Origin of the sequence: Streptomyces sp. NPDC001093, assembly GCF_040298985.1 — a bacterium.
Lineage (GTDB): Bacteria > Actinomycetota > Actinomycetes > Streptomycetales > Streptomycetaceae > Streptomyces.
On the sequence record NZ_JBEPBF010000067.1, the window covers coordinates 35,517 to 52,975 of the forward strand.

Here is a 17,459-nt window from a genome sequence, read left to right on the forward strand (position 1 = left end):
CCATGACCGACGTCGAGATCCCCAGCGGACCCGCCGCAGCCGGGACCCACCACCCGTCCCGCACACCGGTGAGAGGCCGGCGCACCCGGGCCCGCGCCACGGCCGGCTCCGGGCGGATGGCGGCCCTCCTGGTCTCCCCGACGCTCCTGGTGCTGACGATCGTCGTGCTCTACCCGACGGTCATGGCACTGCGGGAGTCGCTGTACGGGCCGAAGGGCCTGGACCCGAGGACCGGCTTCATCCGCAGCACCGAGCCGTTCGTCGGGCTGAAGAACTACGCCGACATCGTCGGCGCCGCCGGGGACCGGTTCTGGAACGCCTTCTGGAACACCACCTTCTTCACCGTCGTCACCGTCGGGCTGGAGACGGTGATCGGCGTGGTCATGGCCCTCATCATGCACCGGGCGTTCAGCGGCCGGGCCCTGGTCCGGGCGAGCATCCTCGTCCCCTGGGCGGTGCCCACGGCCATCTCCGCCCTGCTGTGGCGGTGGATCTTCAACAGCGACGGCGTCGCCAACGCCCTGATCGGCCACCAGATCCTGTGGACCACCGAGGGCTTCCACGCCAAGGTCGCGGTCATCGTCGCCGAGGTGTGGAAGACGGCCCCCTTCATCGGGCTGCTGGTCCTGGCCGGACTGCAGGTCATCCCGAACGAGGTGTACGAGGCGGCCCGCATCGACGGCGCGAGCGCGCTGCGCCGGTTCTGGCACATCACGCTGCCCCTGGTGAAGCCCGCGCTGCTGGTGGCGATGCTGTTCCGCTGCATGGACGCGCTGCGGATGTTCGACCTGCCGTACATCCTGATCGGCGCACAGAAGAACTCGGTGGAAACGCTGTCCATGCTGGCGCAGAACGAGGCGTCCAACGTCCGCTTCGGCCCGGCCTCCGCCTACGCCGTCCTCCTCTTCCTCTACGTCTTCCTCGTCGCGCTCGCCTTCGTACGGCTGCTGGGCGCCGATCTGGTCGGCGGCACCGGCGGCGGCCGCCGTAAGAGGACCGGACTCGTGTTCGTCCGCCGCGCGGAGGTGACGGCATGACAGCCATGACGCCCAGGGCGAGCACGGCGACCACGGCGAAACGGCGCGGCCGGCTGCTGTACGTGGGGGTCGCCGCGGTGGTGGCCTACTGCCTGGCGCCGTTCTACTGGATGCTGGTCTCCAGCCTGCGCCGCACCTCCGACATCTTCGACACCTCGCTCGTCCCGTCCCCGGTGTCGTTCCAGAACTACCGCTCGCTGTTCGGCGCCTCCCAGGGGTTCACGCGGGCGCTGCTCAACAGCCTCGTCGTCGCCGGCATCACCACCGCGCTGGCGCTGCTGCTGGCCACGTTCACCGCCTACGCGATGGCGAGGCTGGAGTTCCGCTTCAAGCGCCTCATCCTGACCCTCGTCATCGCCACCTCGATGTTCCCGGTGGTGTCGATCGTGGTCCCGCTGCTGAAGCTGTTCACGGACCTCGGCTGGATCAACACCTACCAGGCCATGATCGTGCCCAGCATGTCCTTCGCGCTGCCGCTCGCGGTGTGGAACCTGACCACGTTCTTCCGGCAGATGCCGGACGAACTCGAGCACGCCGCCATGGTCGACGGCTGCACCCGGGGCCAGGCCTTCCGCAAGATCATCATCCCGCTCGCCGCGCCCGGCATCTTCACCACCGCGATCATCACGTTCATCGCCGCCTGGAACGAGTTCCTCATCGCCCTGTCGATGACCAACCGGCCGGACATGCAGACCGCACCGGTCGCCATCTCCAAGTTCACCGGCGCCACGACGTACGAGACCCCGTTCGGCAGCCAGATGGCCGCGGGCGTCCTCGTCACGATCCCGCTGGTGGTCATGGTGCTGCTCTTCCAGCGCCGCATCGTCGCCGGCCTGACGGCCGGTGCCGCGAAGTAGACCCTCCCACTGTGAAGGAACAGCATGCCCGGTACCGCACCCTGGTGGCGCAGCGCCGTCATCTACCAGGTCTACATCCGCAGCTTCGCCGACGGGAACGGTGACGGCGTCGGCGACATCGCCGGCATCCGCTCCCGCCTGCCGTACCTGAAGTCGCTGGGCGTCGACGCCCTGTGGATCAACCCGTGGTACAAGTCGCCGATGGCGGACCACGGTTACGACGTGGCCGACTACCGCGCGATCGACCCGCTGTTCGGCACCGTGGAGGAGGCGGAGCAGCTCATAGAGGAAGCCCACCGGCACGGGATCCGCATCATCCCCGACATGGTGCCCAACCACACCTCCGACCGGCACGCCTGGTTCCAGGCGGCGCTCGCGGCCGGACCGGGCAGCCCCGAGCGCGAGCGCTACGTCTTCCGCCCCGGCCGCGGCCCCGACGGCGCCCTGCCGCCCAACGACTGGGTCTCCTCCTTCGGCGGCCCGGCCTGGACCCGGCTGCCCGACGGGGAGTGGTACCTGCACCTCTTCGCCCCCCAGCAGCCCGACCTGAACTGGCAGCACCCCGAGGTGCGGGCCGAGTTCGAGTCGGTCCTGCGGTTCTGGTTCGCCCGGGGCGTGGACGGCTTCCGCATCGACGTGGCGCACGGCCTGATCAAGCACCCCGAACTGCCCGACCTGCCCCCGCGTCCGGCCGGGGTCGGCCGGCGCCGGCAGCACCTCGACCACCCCCACTGGGACCGCGACGAGGTCCATGAGATCTACCGCGCCTGGCGCAAGGTGGCCGACGAGTTCCCCGGCGACCGGTGCTTCGTCGCCGAGGCCTGGGCGGACACCCCCGAGCGGCTGGCCGCCTACGTCCGCGCGGACGGCCTGCACACGGCGTTCAACTTCGACTTCCTGATGTCCCGTTGGGACCCGAAGGACCTGCGCGCGGTCGTCGACGACTCCCTCGCCATGCTCGGCGCGGTCGGCGCGCCCGCCACCTGGGTGCTCTCCAACCACGACGTCATGCGCCACGCCAGCCGGTACGGCCGCAGGGCGGCCCGGCGCTGGGTGGCCAACGAGCGCTACGCACCCGAAGGCCCCCTCGACCTCGAACTGGGCACCCGACGGGCCCGTGCGGCCGCCCTGCTGATGCTCGCCCTGCCCGGCGGCGCGTACATCTACCAGGGCGAGGAGCTCGGCCTGCCCGAGGTCGAGGACCTCCCCGACGCCGTCCTCCAGGACCCCGTCTGGGAACGCTCCGGCCACACCGACCGCGGCCGCGACGGCTGCCGGGTGCCGATCCCCTGGTCGGGGCGGACGGCACCGTACGGCTTCAGCCCCGAGGACGCCTACGCCGCACCCTGGCTGCCGCAGCCCGCGGACTGGGCCGCGCGCACCGTCGAGGCGCAGACCGGCGACGACACCTCCATGCTGGAGCTCTACCGCTCCGCCCTGCGCCGGCGCCGCGAGCACCCCGCCCTCGGCGACGGCACCCTCACCTGGCTGGACGCCCCGGCCGGGGTCCTCGCCTTCCGCCGCGACCCCGGCTTCGTCTGCGTGGTCAACCTCTCCACCGAGCCGTACCCGCTGCCCGCCCACAGCGAGATCCTGCTGGCCGGCGGACCCGTCGAGGACGGCCGGCTGGGTCCGGACCAGGCGGCGTGGCTGGCGGAGTAGCGCCGCTCCGTGGGGCGCCGACCGGAAAGGCCGGCACGAGGACGGCGGCTTCGCGGAGGGCGGCGCCGAAGTCGGCGTCCGGGAAGGGGAGTTCGGCGGAGGTGAGCGCGGCGGACGTGGCCTGTGGGAGCGGACGATCGGCGCGACGGGGGTCGTCCATCCCGGGCGGCTCGCCGTCCGCACCGGCTCGCGCGCCCACGACCCGCGCGGGAGTCAGGGCGGCGGCCTCGGCGGCATCGACCACCCGGCATATGCGTCATAACAACTTCACTACGCTGAAGGGGGATTGGAGCCGAAAATACGGTATTCGGCAATCTTGGAGGGATCAGTACCTGGGCGGCACCCTCTGCCACAGCGGGGCTCTCCGCACGGTGCACCATCTCCACTCTTCGGAGGAGCTAGTTGTTGCAACAACTCCGCGCGGCACTCGCCTCGGCCGCGAGCGCCGCCGTCATCGCCGGTAGCCTGATCGCCGGTACTGCGCCGGCGTCCGCCGACGCCGGCCCGGTCTTCACGGTGATGAACACCAGCGAGACCCTCCCCGACGGCGTATGGTTCCGCAACAGCCCCCACACCCAGGACACCGACCGCATCACCGGCCTGGGCGTCTACCGCGGTGAGCAGGTACGAGCCGAGTGCTACCTGATGGGGGATTCCGTCGGACCGTACGGCAACCGGGTCTGGTACTACAGCGACAACATCTCCCGTCCCAGCGCAGCCGGACGCGCCAACAAAGGGTTCCTCAACACCCACTACGTCAACGACGGCATGACCGCCAACCACGTGGCCCCAGGTGTCCCGCCGTGCGGCGGCACTCCGAGTCCTCCCGCTCCGGCGGGCCAGAACGTGGCCTACTACTCCGGGAAGGGCAACGCCGGGGCGGATCTGGCGCGCAGCCTGCACTTCGGTCGGGTGCTGACGGCCGACGGCAGCTACGACGGGAAATGGCCGGGTGACGGCTCCTGCCGGCCGTCGGCGAACGCCGTGGCGTTCGCGGGCCGGAACATCACACGCCTGGCCGGATGGAGCCTGGGCCGACTGGGTCCGATCTACGCTCTGCGCTACCTCAAGGATCACGATCCGGCCCGGGCGAGGAACATCGACTACGTGGTTCTCTACGACCCGGGGACGCCGCAGTCGGACTTCGGGAAATGCGACGAACCGGGCACTCGTACCGTACAGGCCGATCAAACGCTGGCCTGGTGGCTGCAGCTCTCGTCGGACAATCGGCTGATCGTCATGGCCGGCAAGCTCACTGCCACCAACCACCACCAGAGCATCCAGCAGAACTACTTCCCCGCCGTCAAACGCGCCGGCGGTGCGGTGCGCAGCCGTGTCCTGGTGTGCAATTACAGCTTGGGGCACGCCGAGGTCTGGAACACGTATGCGCACGTGATGTCGCAAGACCGCCTGCCCACGACACAGGGGCTGAACTCCTGTCCCAGGCAGGGCGCGAGCCAGGTGTGGGGCTGGAATCCCTGATCTGCGGCCGCACAGGCAGGGGCCCGGCCGGAGAAACCGGCCGGGCCCCTGCCAAGCAGGACAGAAAGCCTCAGGCCTTCTTGGTCTCCCAGAAGATCTTGTCGATCTGGGCGATGTAGTCCAGCGCCTTCTGGCCCGTCGCCGGGTCGGTGGACGCCTTGGCGGCCGACAGGGCCTTCAGGGTGTCGTTGACCAGCTGGTGCAGCTCCGGGTACTTCTCGAAGTGCGGGGCCTTGAAGTAGTCGCTCCAGAGCACGGAGACGTGGTGCTTGGCGAGCTCCGCGCGCTGCTCCTTGATGACGGTGGCACGCGCCTGGTAGTGGGGGTCGTCGTTGCCGGCCATCTTGTCCTGGATGGCCTTCACCGACTCCGCCTCGATGCGGGCCTGGGCCGGGTCGTACACGCCGCAGGGCAGGTCGCAGTGGGCGCTGACCTTGACCTTGGGGGCAAACAGGCGGGAAAGCATGGAGCATTCCTTCCTCGTGATCGTCTTCTCAGGTGCGACATTACTCCCTGAGGAAGGCGATTTCTCGGGTGCCCCCTAGGGCTTAGGACAAAAGTCCAGGGTCAGACTGAGACTGGTGGAGGAACGGACCGGGGAGGTGCCGGGGATGCCGGAGCTGTCGCAGGAGACCGAGCGGGGGAGGGCCGTGGCGCCGTTCGGAGTGGCGGAAGTGACCGGGCCGTCCATGGTGCCCACGCTCCGTCACGGGGACCGGCTGCTCGTGCAGTACGGCGCGACGGTCAGGGCGGGCGACGTCGTCGTCCTGCGGCATCCGTTCCAGCAGGACCTGCTCGTCGTCAAGCGTGCCGTGGAGCGCCGTGAGGGCGGCTGGTGGGTGCTCGGGGACAACCCGTACGCGGGCGGGGACAGCACGGACTACGGGGTCGTACCCGATGAGCTCGTCCTCGGGCGCGCGCGCTTCCGGTACCGGCCGCTGCCCGCCGGTCAGCGCTCGCCGCTCGCGCTGGTCCGCTGGGCGCTCTCGGCGGCGAGGCCGCTGCTGCCCGACCGGTCGGCCTCCAGGCGCTTGCGGGCCCGGTAGGCGGCCACGTTCGCGCGGGTCGCGCAGCGGTCGGAGCAGTAGCGCCGGGAGCGGTTGGTGGAGGTGTCGAGGTAGGCGTTGCGGCAGGGGGCGGCCTCGCACAGGCCGAGGCGGTCGACGCCGTACTCGGTGAGGTGGAAGGCCAGGCCCATCGCGGCGATCGCCGCGTAGCCCGCCGTCGCGTTCGACGGGTGATCGGCGAGGTGCATGTGCCACAGCGGGCGGCCGTCCTCGTCCCGGTGGTCGTGGCCCGAGATCTGGGGCGACACCGGGAACTCCAGCAGGAGTGAGTTCAGGAGGTCGACGGCGAGGGTCTCGTCGCCCTTGTCCGCCGCTTCGAAGACCGCGCGCAGACGGGCGCGCACCGAGCGGAAGCGCGTGACGTCGGCGTCGGTGGCGCGGCGGGCCGCCGACATGTCACCGAACAGGTCGCGGACGGCCTCGACCGAGGTCAGCGAGTCCTTGCCCCGGGCCGGTTCCTCGCTGTTGACGAGTCGGACGGCGTAATCCGAGTAATAGGCCAGTTCCACTTGTAGTCCTTACGGGGGCGCTTTATGGTCATGTCTGCGGTCGGGTAAGAGCCGGTCGTGCTTTCAGGGTATTACGCAGTCAAGGGGGACAGACTTCATGACGATGAGCACGGGTACCGACTGGGCCGCGTGGCAGGAGAGCTGGGACCGGCAGCAGGGGTGGTACATGCCGGACCGGGAGGAGCGGTTCCGGATCATGCTCGACATGGTCGAGGCGCTGGTCGGTACGGCGCCGCGCGTCCTCGACCTCGCCTGCGGCACCGGCAGCATCACCGCCCGGCTGCTGGCGCGCTTCCCCGAGGCCACCAGCACCGGCGTCGACCTCGACCCGGCCCTGCTCGCCATCGCGCGCGGCACCTTCGAGGGCGACGAGCGCGTCTCCTTCGTCACCGCCGACCTCAAGGACCGTGACTGGCCGGCGAAGCTGCCGTACGACTCCTACGACGCCGTCCTGACCGCCACGGCCCTGCACTGGCTGCACAGCGAACCCCTCGCGGCCCTCTACGGTCAGGTCGCGGAGCTGGTCCGCGACGGCGGTGTCTTCATGAACGCGGACCACATGATCGACGACCGCACGCCCAGGATCAACGCGGCCGAGCGCGCCCAGCGGCACGCCCGCATGGATCAGGCCAAGCGGGACGGTGTCCTGGACTGGGCCGAATGGTGGCGGCTCGCGGCGCAGGACCCGGTCCTCGCCGAGCCCACCGCCCGCCGCTTCGAGATCTACGGTGAGCACGCCGACGGGGACACGCCCTCGGCCGCCTGGCACGCCCGCACGCTGCTGGCCCGGGGCTTCACCGAGGCCCGGCCGGTGTGGTGCTCGCCGTCGGACACGCTGCTGCTCGCCGTGAGGTAGCCGTCAAGCGTGCTGGTCTGCTGTGGCGGTATGCGGAACGGCCGCCGGTGTCGGACCCCGTGGGTTTACCGCATCTTGTCGTGCGGACTGCGCCGTCCGGGGGTGCCGCCATGTCAAAATCGGATAACGGGTCACCCCCGAACCGCATCAGGCCGGTACATCCTCGGTCGTTCACCACCGGACCATCTGCGGAAACCCAGCTCTCCGGCCGGAGAATCTTCGGCATGTCTCACGATGTGGTCAGCGCGGGCGCGGGCGTACCAGCGGCTTTCACATCCCCGGCCCGCTTGTCAGCCGCGCGTCATCTCGCCGTGGCTTTGCGGTTCCGCGATGTGACCTTGCACCTAATGGACTCGTCGTGGGCACCGTCCGTCCGGTAAGAAGGTTCTTTACACCCCTCATCCGGGGCTCAGGGCGCGTGTGCGGCGCGCCCGTCGCGTATGGCCCGTACGTATCAGCAATCGGGCGGTACGCGGTGCCCGCCCACCCCTCACCAGGAGTGGTCGACCCTCAAACCATGCATACCTAAGGGGTACAACAAAGTGGCAGCGGAGATCGTCAATCCTCGCAGCGACAGCAATACGGATCAGGACGGCGGGGCCGAGCCCCTGGATTCCTTCGATCCGGTGTTCGCGCTGCACCGTGGCGGCAAGATGGCCGTGCAGGCCACCGTGCCGGTCCGCGACAAGGACGACCTTTCCCTCGCGTACACGCCCGGCGTCGCGCGCGTGTGCACCGCGATCGCGGAGCAGCCGGAGCTGGTCAACGACTACACGTGGAAGTCCTCGGTGGTCGCCGTCGTGACCGACGGTACGGCCGTGCTCGGACTCGGGGACATCGGTCCCCAGGCCTCCCTCCCCGTGATGGAGGGCAAGGCGATCCTCTTCAAGCAGTTCGGCGGCGTCGACGCGGTGCCGATCGCGCTCGACTGCACCGACGTGGACGACATCGTCGAGACCGTCGTCCGGCTCGCCCCGTCCTTCGGCGGAGTGAACCTGGAGGACATCTCGGCACCCCGGTGCTTCGAGATCGAGCGCCGGCTCCAGGAGCGCCTGGACATCCCGGTCTTCCACGACGACCAGCACGGTACGGCCGTCGTGACGCTCGCGGCGCTGCGGAACGCGGCGCGGCTCAGCGGGCGGGAGATCGGGCAGCTGCGGGCCGTCATCTCGGGCGCCGGCGCGGCCGGTGTCGCCATCGCCAAGATGCTGGTCGAGGCCGGCATCGGCGACGTGGCCGTGGCGGACCGCAAGGGCGTCGTGTCGGCGGACCGGGAGGACCTGACCCCGGTCAAGCAGGAGCTCGCGGGCTTCACCAACAAGGGCGCCATCAGCGGCTCGCTGGAGGACGCCCTCGTGGGCGCCGACGTCTTCATCGGCGTCTCCGGCGGTACGGTCCCGGAGGAGGCCGTGGCCTCCATGGCCGAGGGCGCCTTCGTGTTCGCGATGGCCAACCCGAACCCCGAGGTGCACCCGGACGTCGCGCACAAGTACGCGGCGGTCGTCGCCACCGGGCGGTCCGACTTCCCGAACCAGATCAACAACGTGCTGGCGTTCCCCGGAATCTTCGCGGGCGCGCTGCAGGTGCGGGCCTCTCGGATCACCGAGGGGATGAAGATCGCCGCGGCGGAGGCGCTGGCCGCGGTGGTCGGCGATGACCTTGCCGCCGACTATGTGATTCCTTCGCCGTTCGACGATCGGGTCGCTCCGGCGGTCACCGCGGCGGTCGCGGCTGCCGCGCGCGCCGAGGGTGTTGCTCGTCGCTGACGTTGCGTGGAAATGGCCCCGTCCGTGTGGGCGGGGCCATTTTTCTTGCCCACCCGCCCGCCCGAAAGACGTCCCGTCGGCCTGCGCCGCATGGGTGGCCCTGCGCAAGAGGGTATGTGTCACAGGTCCTCACGGTTCCGCTGGCTGATCAGCGCACCTATCGTCGGCTGCATGTTCGCTGTCTACGCCGCCCGAATCGACCGCGACCAGCCGCTCAACGGCCTGGAGTTGGGGGAGCGTCCGGCTCCCGAGGCCCGGCCCGGCTGGAGCACCGTCACGGTGCGCGCCGCCTCCCTCAACCACCACGACCTCTGGTCCCTGCGGGGCGTCGGCCTCGCGGAGGACAAGCTGCCGATGATCCTCGGCTGCGACGCCGCAGGCGTCGACGAGGACGGCAACGAGGTCGTCCTGCACTCCGTCATCGGCCAGACCGGCCACGGCGTCGGCCCCGACGAGCCGCGCTCCATCCTCACCGAGCGCTACCAGGGCACCTTCGCCGAACAGGTCGCCGTGCCGACCTGGAACGTGCTGCCCAAGCCCAAGGAGCTGTCCTTCGCCGAGGCGGCCTGTCTGCCGACCGCCTGGCTGACGGCCTACCGGATGCTGTTCACCAACGCCGGGGTGCGGCCCGGTGACTCGGTCCTCGTACAGGGCGCGGGTGGCGGGGTCGCCACGGCCGCGATCGTGCTCGGCAAGGCGGCGGGTCTGCGCGTCTTCGCGACCAGCCGGGACGAGGCCAAGCGGAAGCGGGCCCTCGAACTGGGGGCCGTCGAGTCGGTGGAGCCGGGGGCGCGGCTGCCGCAGCGGGTGGACGCCGTGATCGAGACCGTGGGCGCCGCGACCTGGTCCCACTCGGTGAAGTCGCTGCGGCCCGGCGGCACGATCGTCATCTCCGGTGCCACCAGCGGGGACCGGCCCTCGCATGCCGAACTGACCCGGATCTTCTTCCTCGAGCTGAAGGTCGTCGGCTCCACCATGGGCACCAAGGAGGAGCTGGAGGACCTGCTCTCCTTCTGCGCCGCGACCGGGGTGCGGCCCGTCATCGACGAGGAACTTCCGCTGGACCGCGCCCGCGAGGGCTTCGAACGGCTCGCGTCGGGGGAGCAGTTCGGGAAGATCGTGCTCACTCATTCCTGAGGTCCTCGACCAGAGCGGTCGTCGGGCGGGTCCGGGTGTCCGGGCCCGCCTTTTGCGTGCCCGGCTTGTCAACGTCGGTTGACATGAGGGCGCTGTCAACGTAGGTTGACATCATGACCGAGGCAACCGATCTCGCCGAGCGCGCCGGCGACCGAGATCCGCGGGTCGGACTGCGGGCCGTGGCCGCGCTGCGCAGGCTGCTGGAGCAGCTGGAGGCGGTACAGGTGCGCAGTGCGCGCAATCAGGGCTGGTCGTGGCAGGAGATCGCCGCGGAGCTCGGAGTCAGCAGGCAGGCCGTGCACAAGAAGTACGGGAGGCAGTGATGTTCGAACGCTTCACCAAGGACGCCCGCGAGGTCGTGAAGGGCGCGTTCGTCCACTGCCAAGGCTCGGGTGAACAGACCGTCGGCGCCGAGCACCTGCTGCTCGCCCTTCTCGACCGGGAGGGCAGCCGCGCCTCCTTCGCGCTGGCCGCGCTGGGGCTCGGGGAGCGCAAGGCGTCCGTACGGCAGGAGTTGGAGGAGGCGCGGCGGCGGGGCGGGCTGTCACGGGCCGACTCGGACGCGCTGGCCGGGCTGGGCATCGATGTGTCGGAGATCGTCGCCCGGGTCGAGGAGGTGCACGGAGTCGGGGCGATGTCCGGCGACCCGGAGGACCGCCGCCGGTGGCCGGGACGGCGGCCGGGCTTCGGCCGGGGTGCCAGGAACGTCCTGGAGAGGGCGCTGCGGGTAGCCGTCGGGCACCGCGACCGGTACATCGGGGACGAGCACCTTCTGCTCGCGCTGACCGTCCTGCCCGGGGTGGTGGGAGAGGTGCTCGCGGACCACGGGGTGACGCACGCGTCGGTGACCCATGTGCTGTACGGCGCGGGAGAGGCGCAGGCCGGCTGAGGCACCGGTCGGCTGAGGCACGGGTCGGCTGAGGCACGGGTCGGCTGAGGCACGGGTCGGCTGAGGCACCGGCCGGATCCCGCCGCCACCCCGGACAGGACGGCCGGCCTTTCGGTGTCCGCCGTCCTGTTCCCGCCGGTCAGGCCTTCGGCGTCCGGCGCTCCGCTCTCGCCCGTCAGGCCTTCGGTGTGCCCAGGAGCGCGCCGATGTGGGCCGCTGCCGTGGACAGGTGGCGGCGGGCCTCCCGGAGCTGGGTGGGGGTGACTCCGTGGTCGCGGGCCGCGTCGCGGATGTCGTCGCGGAAGCGGTCCAGGAGGCGGTCCAGGTCGCGGGCCGGGTCGCCGGTGGGGTCCTCGTGGGCCCAGGTGGGTTCGTACTCTGCCGGGAAGTCCTCGGCGGGAGAGACGTAGTGCGCGTCAGGCGGTGTCGTGGCGGCGGGCCTCGGGGCGGCGGGCTTCGGGGCCGGTTCCCCTGATGTGCGGGGGGAGCCCCAGTGCTTGCCGAAGTCGCCCAGCTCCCTGGCCAGTTCGGACAGACCCTCGCGGACGCCCGTCGGCCAGTCGCCCTGGGCGAAGTGGTCCTGCACGCGGTCCTGGACCTGGCGGGCGATGCGCTGCATCTCCTCCTGTGCCTGGGCCCGCGCCCGCGCCTGCGCCTCCTCGGCCTGGCGGCGGGCCCGCTGGGCCTCCTCGCGGGCCCGGCGGCTCTCGTCCTTGGCGCGGCGGGCCTGGTCCTTCCACTCCTGCTTGACCCGGCGCATCTCCTCCTTGGCGGCCCGCCAGGCCTCCTTGTCGCCGAGGTCGCCGTACTCCCCGACGGGGCCCGCGCCGCCCGCCTTCGTGCCCCGGCGGGCCTCGGAGGCGGCCGCGCGCATCTCGCGGCGCAGATCGCCGGCCGCGCCGCGCACGTCGGCCCTGATCTCGGCGGCCAGTTCCGCGACCGACTCGCGGATCTCCAGCTCCAGGTCGGCCAACTCCTCGCTGCGGTCGGCCAGTTCGGCGCGGCCCGCGTCCGTGATGGCGTACACCTTGCGGCCGCCCTCGGTGGTGTGCGTGACCAGGCCCTCGGCCTCCAGCTTGGCCAGCCGGGGGTAGACCGTGCCCGCCGAGGGGGCGTACAGCCCCTGGAAGCGCTCCTCCAGGAGCCTGATCACCTCGTAGCCGTGGCGCGGGGCCTCGTCCAGCAGCTTGAGCAGGTACAGGCGGAGACGCCCGTGGGCGAAGACGGGAGGCATGTCAGAGCACCTTCTTGTCGGTCGTGCCGTCGGCCGGGGCGTCGGCGTCGGCGGCGGGGGCGGTGCCGGGGTCCCGCGGGGCCGCGGAGGGGGCCGAGGGGTCTGTGGGCCGGGCCTCCCGCGGGGTGTCCGCCTCGTCCTCGCGCGGCGGGCGGCGCAGCAGGGCGATCGAGCCGGAGACCGTGGTGGCCCGGAGCCTGCCCGTGCCCGCGCCGAGGCGTCCGGTGATCTTGTGGGCGCCCCACTGGCCGTGCACCCGCAGTCCGTCGAAGGCGTTGGAGATCGTGCCGCTCGCGGTGTTCGCCTCCACCTCGGCGTCCGCCGGGTGCGGCAGGCGGATGGCGATCTCGCCGGAGACGCTGGTGAGGCTGACCTCCGTCGGGCCGTCCGGGTCCAGGTCGACGATCATGGAGCCGCTGACGGAGTCGGCGCGGACGGAGCGGCCGGAGCCCTCGACCACCGTCAGGTCTCCCGAGACCGAGTTGAACCGCAGGTCGCCGGTGACCGCCTGGGCCTCCAGGTTGCCCGACACGGTGTCCGCGCGGACCGGGCCCGAGACGCCGACCAGGGTCGTGTCGCCGGTCACCCCCTTGACCACCGCCGGACCGCGGATGCCGGAGACGACCGCGCCGGCGCCGACCACGCCCACTTCCACGCGGGTGTCGGCGGGCACCGCCAGGGAGACGACCGCGCTGCGCCGCCAGCCCTTGCGGTCGAGCCACTTGAGGAAGCCCTTCCAGGGCAGGTCCTCGTAGGCCACCGTGAGGGTGCCGTCCTCCTGGGTGACCACGAGGGGCGGGCCTTCGATCTCCGAGATCTCGAGGCGGGCGGAACCTTCGTCCGTGCCCACCACGTTCACCGTTCCGTTGACGATGCGGACCTGGAGGTCGCTCACGCGGGCGTCGAAGGTCAGCTTCTGGGGCTCGTTGACGGACCACTCGGGCATGGGGACTCCTCGGCCTGGCACAGTCACACGACACGTCATATCGCGTCCTCTGGTGAACACGATATATCGTGGCTCGTGGAAGTCAAGGCACCCTTTCGTGTGAGCCCCGGGCTTCCTGCGCCGGGCGTGGGATGCGTTCCTGCGGGCCGTCTTCACGCGCGCGTGGGTCTTCCGCCCCGAGGGCTCCCGCGAAAAAAAAGGGCGCCGCCAGGGCGCCCACACCGAGGTGGCTACTCGTCGTCCTCGTCGTCCAACCGGGCCAGCCACGTCGCGAGCCGCTCCACCGGCACCTCGAAGTCCGGATTCAGATCGACGAAGGTCCGCAACTGCTCGGCGAGCCACTCGAAGGTGATCTCCTCCTCGCCGCGCCGCTTCTCCAGTTCTTCGATGCCTCGGTCGGTGAAGTACAACTCTTGCTCCTGATGAGGACGGGCTGACGCCGTCGACGTTACTTCTTCAGGGTAGGCGGTACCGTCCCGTCCACACGCCGTTCTCAACAGCCCCTGGGCATGCCAGGGGCCCGGCACCGAGCAAGAACTCGACACCGGGCCCCTTGCCCAAGGCCTACGCCTCGAAGACCTCACGCACCAACTGCTCCTGCTCGGCCTGGTGGCGCTTGGCAGAGCCCACCGCCGGGGACGAGGAGTGCGGGCGCGAGATGCGCCGCAGTCGGTCGCCGTGCGGCACGTCCGCGCCGACCGCGAGGTCCAGGTGGTCGATCAGGTTCAGGGCGATGAACGGCCACGCACCCTGGTTCGCCGGTTCCTCCTGTGCCCACAGGTACTTCTCGGCGTTCGGGTACTTCTTGATCTCCGCCTGGAGCTCGGAACCCGGCAGCGGGTACAGCCGCTCGAGGCGGATGATCGCCGTGTCCGTGGCACCGCGCTTGACCCGCTCGGCCTCCAGGTCGTAGTAGACCTTGCCCGCGCAGAAGACGACCTTGCGCACCGCGGCCGGGTCGACCGTCGAGTCGCCGATGACGGGGCGGAACTGGCCCGACGTGAACTCCTCCGTCTTCGACGCGGCGGCCTTCAGGCGCAGCATCGACTTCGGGGTGAAGACCACCAGCGGCTTGTGGTGCGGGTTGTGCACCTGCCACCGCAGGAGGTGGAAGTAGTTCGACGGCAGGGTCGGCATCGCGACCGTCATGTTGTTCTGGGCGCACAGCTGGAGGAACCGCTCGACACGGGCCGAGGAGTGGTCCGGGCCCTGGCCCTCGTAGCCGTGGGGGAGCAGGAGCGTGACGCCGGACGTCTGGCCCCACTTCTGCTCCGCCGCCGAGATGTACTCGTCGACGACCGTCTGCGCGCCGTTGACGAAGTCGCCGAACTGCGCCTCCCACATCACGAGCGCGTCGGGGCGGGCCAGCGAGTAGCCGTACTCGAAGCCCATGACCGCGTACTCGGACAGCAGGGAGTTGTAGACGTTGTAGCGCGCCTGGTCCTCGGCGAGGTACTGGAGCGGGGTGTACTCCTCGCCCGTCTCGCGGTCGATGAGAACCGCGTGGCGCTGGCCGAAGGTGCCCCGCTGGGAGTCCTGGCCGGACAGGCGGACCGGGGTGCCCTCCAGCAGCAGGGAGCCGATGGCCAGGGTCTCGCCCATGCCCCAGTCGATCGTGCCGTCCTCGACCATCGTCGTCCGGCGCTGCAGCTGCGGCAGCAGACGCGGGTGCACGGTGAAGTGGTCGGGGATGTTGACCTGGGACTCGGCGATGCGCTTCACGACCTCCGAGGAGATCGCGGTCGGCACCGCGACCGGGAAGCCGTCCTGCGGCGCCCGGGCGTCGACGACGGCCGGCTGGGACGTGGCCTCGCGGACCTCGGTGAAGACCTTCTCCAGCTGGCCCTGGTAGTCCTGCAGGGCCTGCTCGGCCTCTTCCAGGGTGATGTCGCCGCGACCGATCAGGGACTCGGTGTAGAGCTTGCGCACCGAGCGCTTCTTGTCGATCAGGTCGTACATCAGCGGCTGGGTGAAGGCCGGGTTGTCCGACTCGTTGTGACCGCGGCGGCGGTAGCAGATGAGGTCGATCACCACGTCCTTGTTGAACGCCTGCCGGAACTCGAAGGCCAGGCGGGCGACGCGGACGACCGCCTCGGGGTCGTCGCCGTTCACATGGAAGATCGGGGCCTCGATCATGCGGGCCACGTCCGTGGCGTACATGGAGGAACGCGAGGACTCGGGGGCCGCGGTGAAGCCGACCTGGTTGTTGATGACGATGTGGACCGAGCCGCCGGTGCGGTAGCCGCGCAGCTGCGACATGTTGAGGGTCTCGGCCACCACGCCCTGGCCCGCGAAGGCCGCGTCGCCGTGGATCGCCACCGGCAGGACCGTGAAGTCCGTGCCGCCCTTGTTGATGATGTCCTGCTTGGCGCGGGCGATGCCCTCGATGACCGGGTCCACCGTCTCCAGGTGGGACGGGTTCGCGGCCAGCGAGACCTTGATCTGCTCGCCGTCCAGGCCGGTGAAGGTGCCCTGGGCGCCCAGGTGGTACTTCACGTCGCCGGAGCCGTGCATCGACTTCGGATCGAGGTTGCCCTCGAACTCGCGGAAGATCTGCGCGTACGACTTGCCGACGATGTTCGCCAGAACGTTCAGGCGGCCGCGGTGGGCCATGCCGATGACGACCTCGTCCAGGCGGGACTCGGCGGCGGAGTCGATGACCGCGTCGAGCAGCGGGATGACGGACTCGCCGCCCTCCAGCGAGAACCGCTTCTGGCCGACGTACTTCGTCTGCAGGAAGGTCTCGAAGGCCTCGGCCGCGTTCAGACGGCGCAGGATGCGCAGCTGCTCCTCGCGCTCCGGCTTGGAGTGGCCGCGCTCGACCCGGTCCTGGATCCACTTGCGCTGCTTGGGGTCCTGGATGTGCATGAACTCGATGCCGGTGGTGCGACAGTACGAGTCGCGCAGTACGCCGAGGATGTCGCGCAGCTTCATCATCGACTTGCCGGCGAAGCCGCCGACGGCGAACTCGCGCTCCAGGTCCCACAGGGTGAGGCCGTGCTCGACGATGTCCAGGTCGGGGTGCTTGCGCTGGCGGTACTCCAGCGGGTCGGTGTCGGCCATGACGTGGCCGCGGACCCGGTAGGAGTGGATCAGTTCGAAGACGCGGGCGGCCTTGGTGACGTCGTCGTCGTGGCTGGCGTCGATGTCCCGCAGCCAGCGGACCGGCTCGTAGGGGATGCGCAGCGACTCGAAGATGTCGTCGTAGAAGCCGTTCTCGCCGAGGAGGAGGTTCGCGACCTGACGCAGGAACTCGCCCGAGGCGGCACCCTGGATCACCCGGTGGTCGTAGGTCGACGTGAGCGTCATGACCTTCGAGATGCCGAGCTTGTTCAGGGTGTCCTGGCTGGTGCCCTGGAACTCCGCCGGGTAGTCCATGGAGCCGACGCCCATGATGACCGACTGGCCGGGCATCAGGCGCGGGACCGAGTGGACGGTGCCGAGGCCGCCGGGGTTGGTCAGGGAGACCGTGACACCGGTGAAGTCGTCCATCGTCAGCTTGCCGTCACGGGCGCGGCGGACGATGTCCTCGTAGGCCTGCCAGAACTCGAAGAAGTTCAGCGTCTCGGCCTTCTTGATGGCCGCGACGACCAGCTGGCGGTCGCCGTTGGGCTTCACCAGGTCGATGGCCAGGCCCAGGTTGACGTGCGCCGGCTTGACGAGGGTCGGCTTGCCGTCCTTCTCGCCGAAGGACCAGTTCATCGACGGCATGGCCTTGATGGCCTGCACCATCGCGTACCCGATGAGGTGGGTGAAGGAGATCTTCCCGCCCCGGGCGCGCTTGAGGTGGTTGTTGATGACGATCCGGTTGTCGAACAGCAGCTTCACCGGGACCGCGCGGACCGAGGTGGCGGTCGGCAGCTCCAGCGAGGCGTTCATGTTCTTGGCGACGGCGGCGGCCGGGCCGCGCAGCGTGACCAGCTCGGGGCCCGCCGGGGCCTCGGCGGCGGGAGCGGCCTTGGCCTTCGGCTGAGCGGGCGCCTGTGCGGGCTCGCAGGGTCGCGTCCATGCCCACCA

The 17,459-nt window shown here is 70.4% G+C and carries 16 protein-coding genes; 10 read left to right on the forward strand and 6 right to left on the reverse strand.

Annotated features, from left to right (window positions below):
* The first annotated feature begins 2 nt into the window (after positions 1-2).
* The 4 genes from ABT288_RS28720 (at position 3) to ABT288_RS28735 (ending at position 5,038) form a co-directional block, all read left to right on the forward strand.
* Positions 3-1,037 carry a carbohydrate ABC transporter permease gene (locus ABT288_RS28720; protein WP_351613543.1) on the forward strand — a complete coding sequence of 345 codons (1,035 nt, stop codon included), beginning with the start codon at positions 3-5 and terminating at the stop codon, positions 1,035-1,037.
* Positions 1,034-1,894 (forward strand): carbohydrate ABC transporter permease, encoded by an 861-nt coding sequence (locus tag ABT288_RS28725; RefSeq protein ID WP_351613545.1) that lies wholly within the window; start codon positions 1,034-1,036, stop codon positions 1,892-1,894. The genes ABT288_RS28720 and ABT288_RS28725 overlap by 4 nt, the downstream gene beginning before the upstream one ends.
* Positions 1,895-1,918: 24 nt before the next feature.
* Complete coding sequence (locus ABT288_RS28730) at positions 1,919-3,556, forward strand: glycoside hydrolase family 13 protein (protein ID WP_351613548.1); 1,638 nt, start codon at positions 1,919-1,921, stop codon at positions 3,554-3,556.
* Between the two features lie 405 nt (positions 3,557-3,961).
* Positions 3,962-5,038, forward strand: coding sequence for a hypothetical protein (locus ABT288_RS28735; protein WP_351613551.1), 1,077 nt, complete (start codon positions 3,962-3,964; stop codon positions 5,036-5,038).
* A gap of 70 nt (positions 5,039-5,108) precedes the next feature.
* On the opposite strand, the gene sodN is transcribed toward ABT288_RS28735, so the two are convergent.
* Positions 5,109-5,504 (reverse strand): superoxide dismutase, Ni, encoded by a 396-nt coding sequence (sodN, locus tag ABT288_RS28740; RefSeq protein WP_351613554.1) that lies wholly within the window; start codon positions 5,502-5,504, stop codon positions 5,109-5,111.
* A 145-nt stretch (positions 5,505-5,649) separates the two neighbouring features.
* Here sodN and sodX point away from each other — a divergent pair, with 145 nt between their 5' ends.
* Positions 5,650-6,084 (forward strand): nickel-type superoxide dismutase maturation protease, encoded by a 435-nt coding sequence (gene sodX / locus ABT288_RS28745; RefSeq protein WP_351613581.1) that lies wholly within the window; start codon positions 5,650-5,652, stop codon positions 6,082-6,084.
* Here sodX and ABT288_RS28750 read toward each other — a convergent pair.
* The gene (locus ABT288_RS28750; protein ID WP_351613557.1) at positions 5,988-6,614 is read right to left on the reverse strand and encodes a CGNR zinc finger domain-containing protein; all 627 of its coding nucleotides are present in this window, start codon (positions 6,612-6,614) and stop codon (positions 5,988-5,990) included. The two genes, sodX and ABT288_RS28750, sit on opposite strands and share 97 nt — an antisense overlap.
* Positions 6,615-6,711: 97 nt before the next feature.
* Between ABT288_RS28750 and ABT288_RS28755 the strand changes: the two genes are divergently transcribed.
* From ABT288_RS28755 to ABT288_RS28775, 5 genes are all read left to right on the forward strand, one after another.
* On the forward strand, positions 6,712-7,470 hold the full coding sequence (locus ABT288_RS28755; protein ID WP_351613560.1) for a class I SAM-dependent methyltransferase: 759 nt from the start codon (positions 6,712-6,714) through the stop codon (positions 7,468-7,470).
* A 542-nt stretch (positions 7,471-8,012) separates the two neighbouring features.
* Positions 8,013-9,236, forward strand: coding sequence for an NAD(P)-dependent malic enzyme (locus ABT288_RS28760; RefSeq protein WP_351613563.1), 1,224 nt, complete (start codon positions 8,013-8,015; stop codon positions 9,234-9,236).
* A gap of 171 nt (positions 9,237-9,407) precedes the next feature.
* Entirely contained in the window at positions 9,408-10,373 is a 966-nt protein-coding gene (locus tag ABT288_RS28765; RefSeq protein ID WP_351613566.1) for a zinc-binding dehydrogenase, read from the forward strand.
* A gap of 113 nt (positions 10,374-10,486) precedes the next feature.
* The gene (locus ABT288_RS28770; RefSeq protein ID WP_018571396.1) at positions 10,487-10,696 is read left to right on the forward strand and encodes a helix-turn-helix domain-containing protein; all 210 of its coding nucleotides are present in this window, start codon (positions 10,487-10,489) and stop codon (positions 10,694-10,696) included.
* A complete protein-coding gene (locus ABT288_RS28775; protein ID WP_351613568.1) occupies positions 10,696-11,262 on the forward strand; it encodes a Clp protease N-terminal domain-containing protein in 567 nt (188 codons plus the stop codon). The genes ABT288_RS28770 and ABT288_RS28775 overlap by 1 nt, the downstream gene beginning before the upstream one ends.
* Positions 11,263-11,437: 175 nt before the next feature.
* Here the strand turns inward: ABT288_RS28775 and ABT288_RS28780 are convergent, their stop codons facing one another.
* From ABT288_RS28780 to ABT288_RS28795, 4 genes are all read right to left on the reverse strand, one after another.
* A complete protein-coding gene (locus tag ABT288_RS28780) occupies positions 11,438-12,496 on the reverse strand; it encodes a PadR family transcriptional regulator (RefSeq protein ID WP_351613569.1) in 1,059 nt (352 codons plus the stop codon).
* A 1-nt stretch (position 12,497) separates the two neighbouring features.
* Positions 12,498-13,442, reverse strand: coding sequence for a DUF4097 family beta strand repeat-containing protein (locus ABT288_RS28785; RefSeq protein ID WP_351613570.1), 945 nt, complete (start codon positions 13,440-13,442; stop codon positions 12,498-12,500).
* A 230-nt stretch (positions 13,443-13,672) separates the two neighbouring features.
* On the reverse strand, positions 13,673-13,852 hold the full coding sequence (locus tag ABT288_RS28790) for a DUF6104 family protein (RefSeq protein ID WP_028420339.1): 180 nt from the start codon (positions 13,850-13,852) through the stop codon (positions 13,673-13,675).
* Positions 13,853-14,006: 154 nt separating this feature from the next.
* Positions 14,007-17,459 (reverse strand): multifunctional oxoglutarate decarboxylase/oxoglutarate dehydrogenase thiamine pyrophosphate-binding subunit/dihydrolipoyllysine-residue succinyltransferase subunit (locus ABT288_RS28795; RefSeq protein WP_351613573.1); only part of this gene is annotated, 3,453 nt, incomplete at its 5' end.

Bases quoted from the DNA above. Each gene is read 5' to 3' on its own strand.
- ABT288_RS28720 (WP_351613543.1), top strand. From the start codon at position 3: ATGACCGACGTCGAGATCCCCAGCGGACCCGCCGCAGCCGGGACCCAC.
- ABT288_RS28725 (WP_351613545.1), top strand. From the start codon at position 1,034: ATGACAGCCATGACGCCCAGGGCGAGCACGGCGACCACGGCGAAACGG.
- ABT288_RS28730 (WP_351613548.1), top strand. From the start codon at position 1,919: ATGCCCGGTACCGCACCCTGGTGGCGCAGCGCCGTCATCTACCAGGTC.
- sodN (WP_351613554.1), bottom strand. From the start codon at position 5,504: ATGCTTTCCCGCCTGTTTGCCCCCAAGGTCAAGGTCAGCGCCCACTGC.
- sodX (WP_351613581.1), top strand. From the start codon at position 5,650: ATGCCGGAGCTGTCGCAGGAGACCGAGCGGGGGAGGGCCGTGGCGCCG.
- ABT288_RS28755 (WP_351613560.1), top strand. From the start codon at position 6,712: ATGACGATGAGCACGGGTACCGACTGGGCCGCGTGGCAGGAGAGCTGG.
- ABT288_RS28765 (WP_351613566.1), top strand. From the start codon at position 9,408: ATGTTCGCTGTCTACGCCGCCCGAATCGACCGCGACCAGCCGCTCAAC.
- ABT288_RS28770 (WP_018571396.1), top strand. From the start codon at position 10,487: ATGACCGAGGCAACCGATCTCGCCGAGCGCGCCGGCGACCGAGATCCG.
- ABT288_RS28775 (WP_351613568.1), top strand. From the start codon at position 10,696: ATGTTCGAACGCTTCACCAAGGACGCCCGCGAGGTCGTGAAGGGCGCG.
- ABT288_RS28780 (WP_351613569.1), bottom strand. From the start codon at position 12,496: ATGCCTCCCGTCTTCGCCCACGGGCGTCTCCGCCTGTACCTGCTCAAG.
- ABT288_RS28785 (WP_351613570.1), bottom strand. From the start codon at position 13,442: ATGCCCGAGTGGTCCGTCAACGAGCCCCAGAAGCTGACCTTCGACGCC.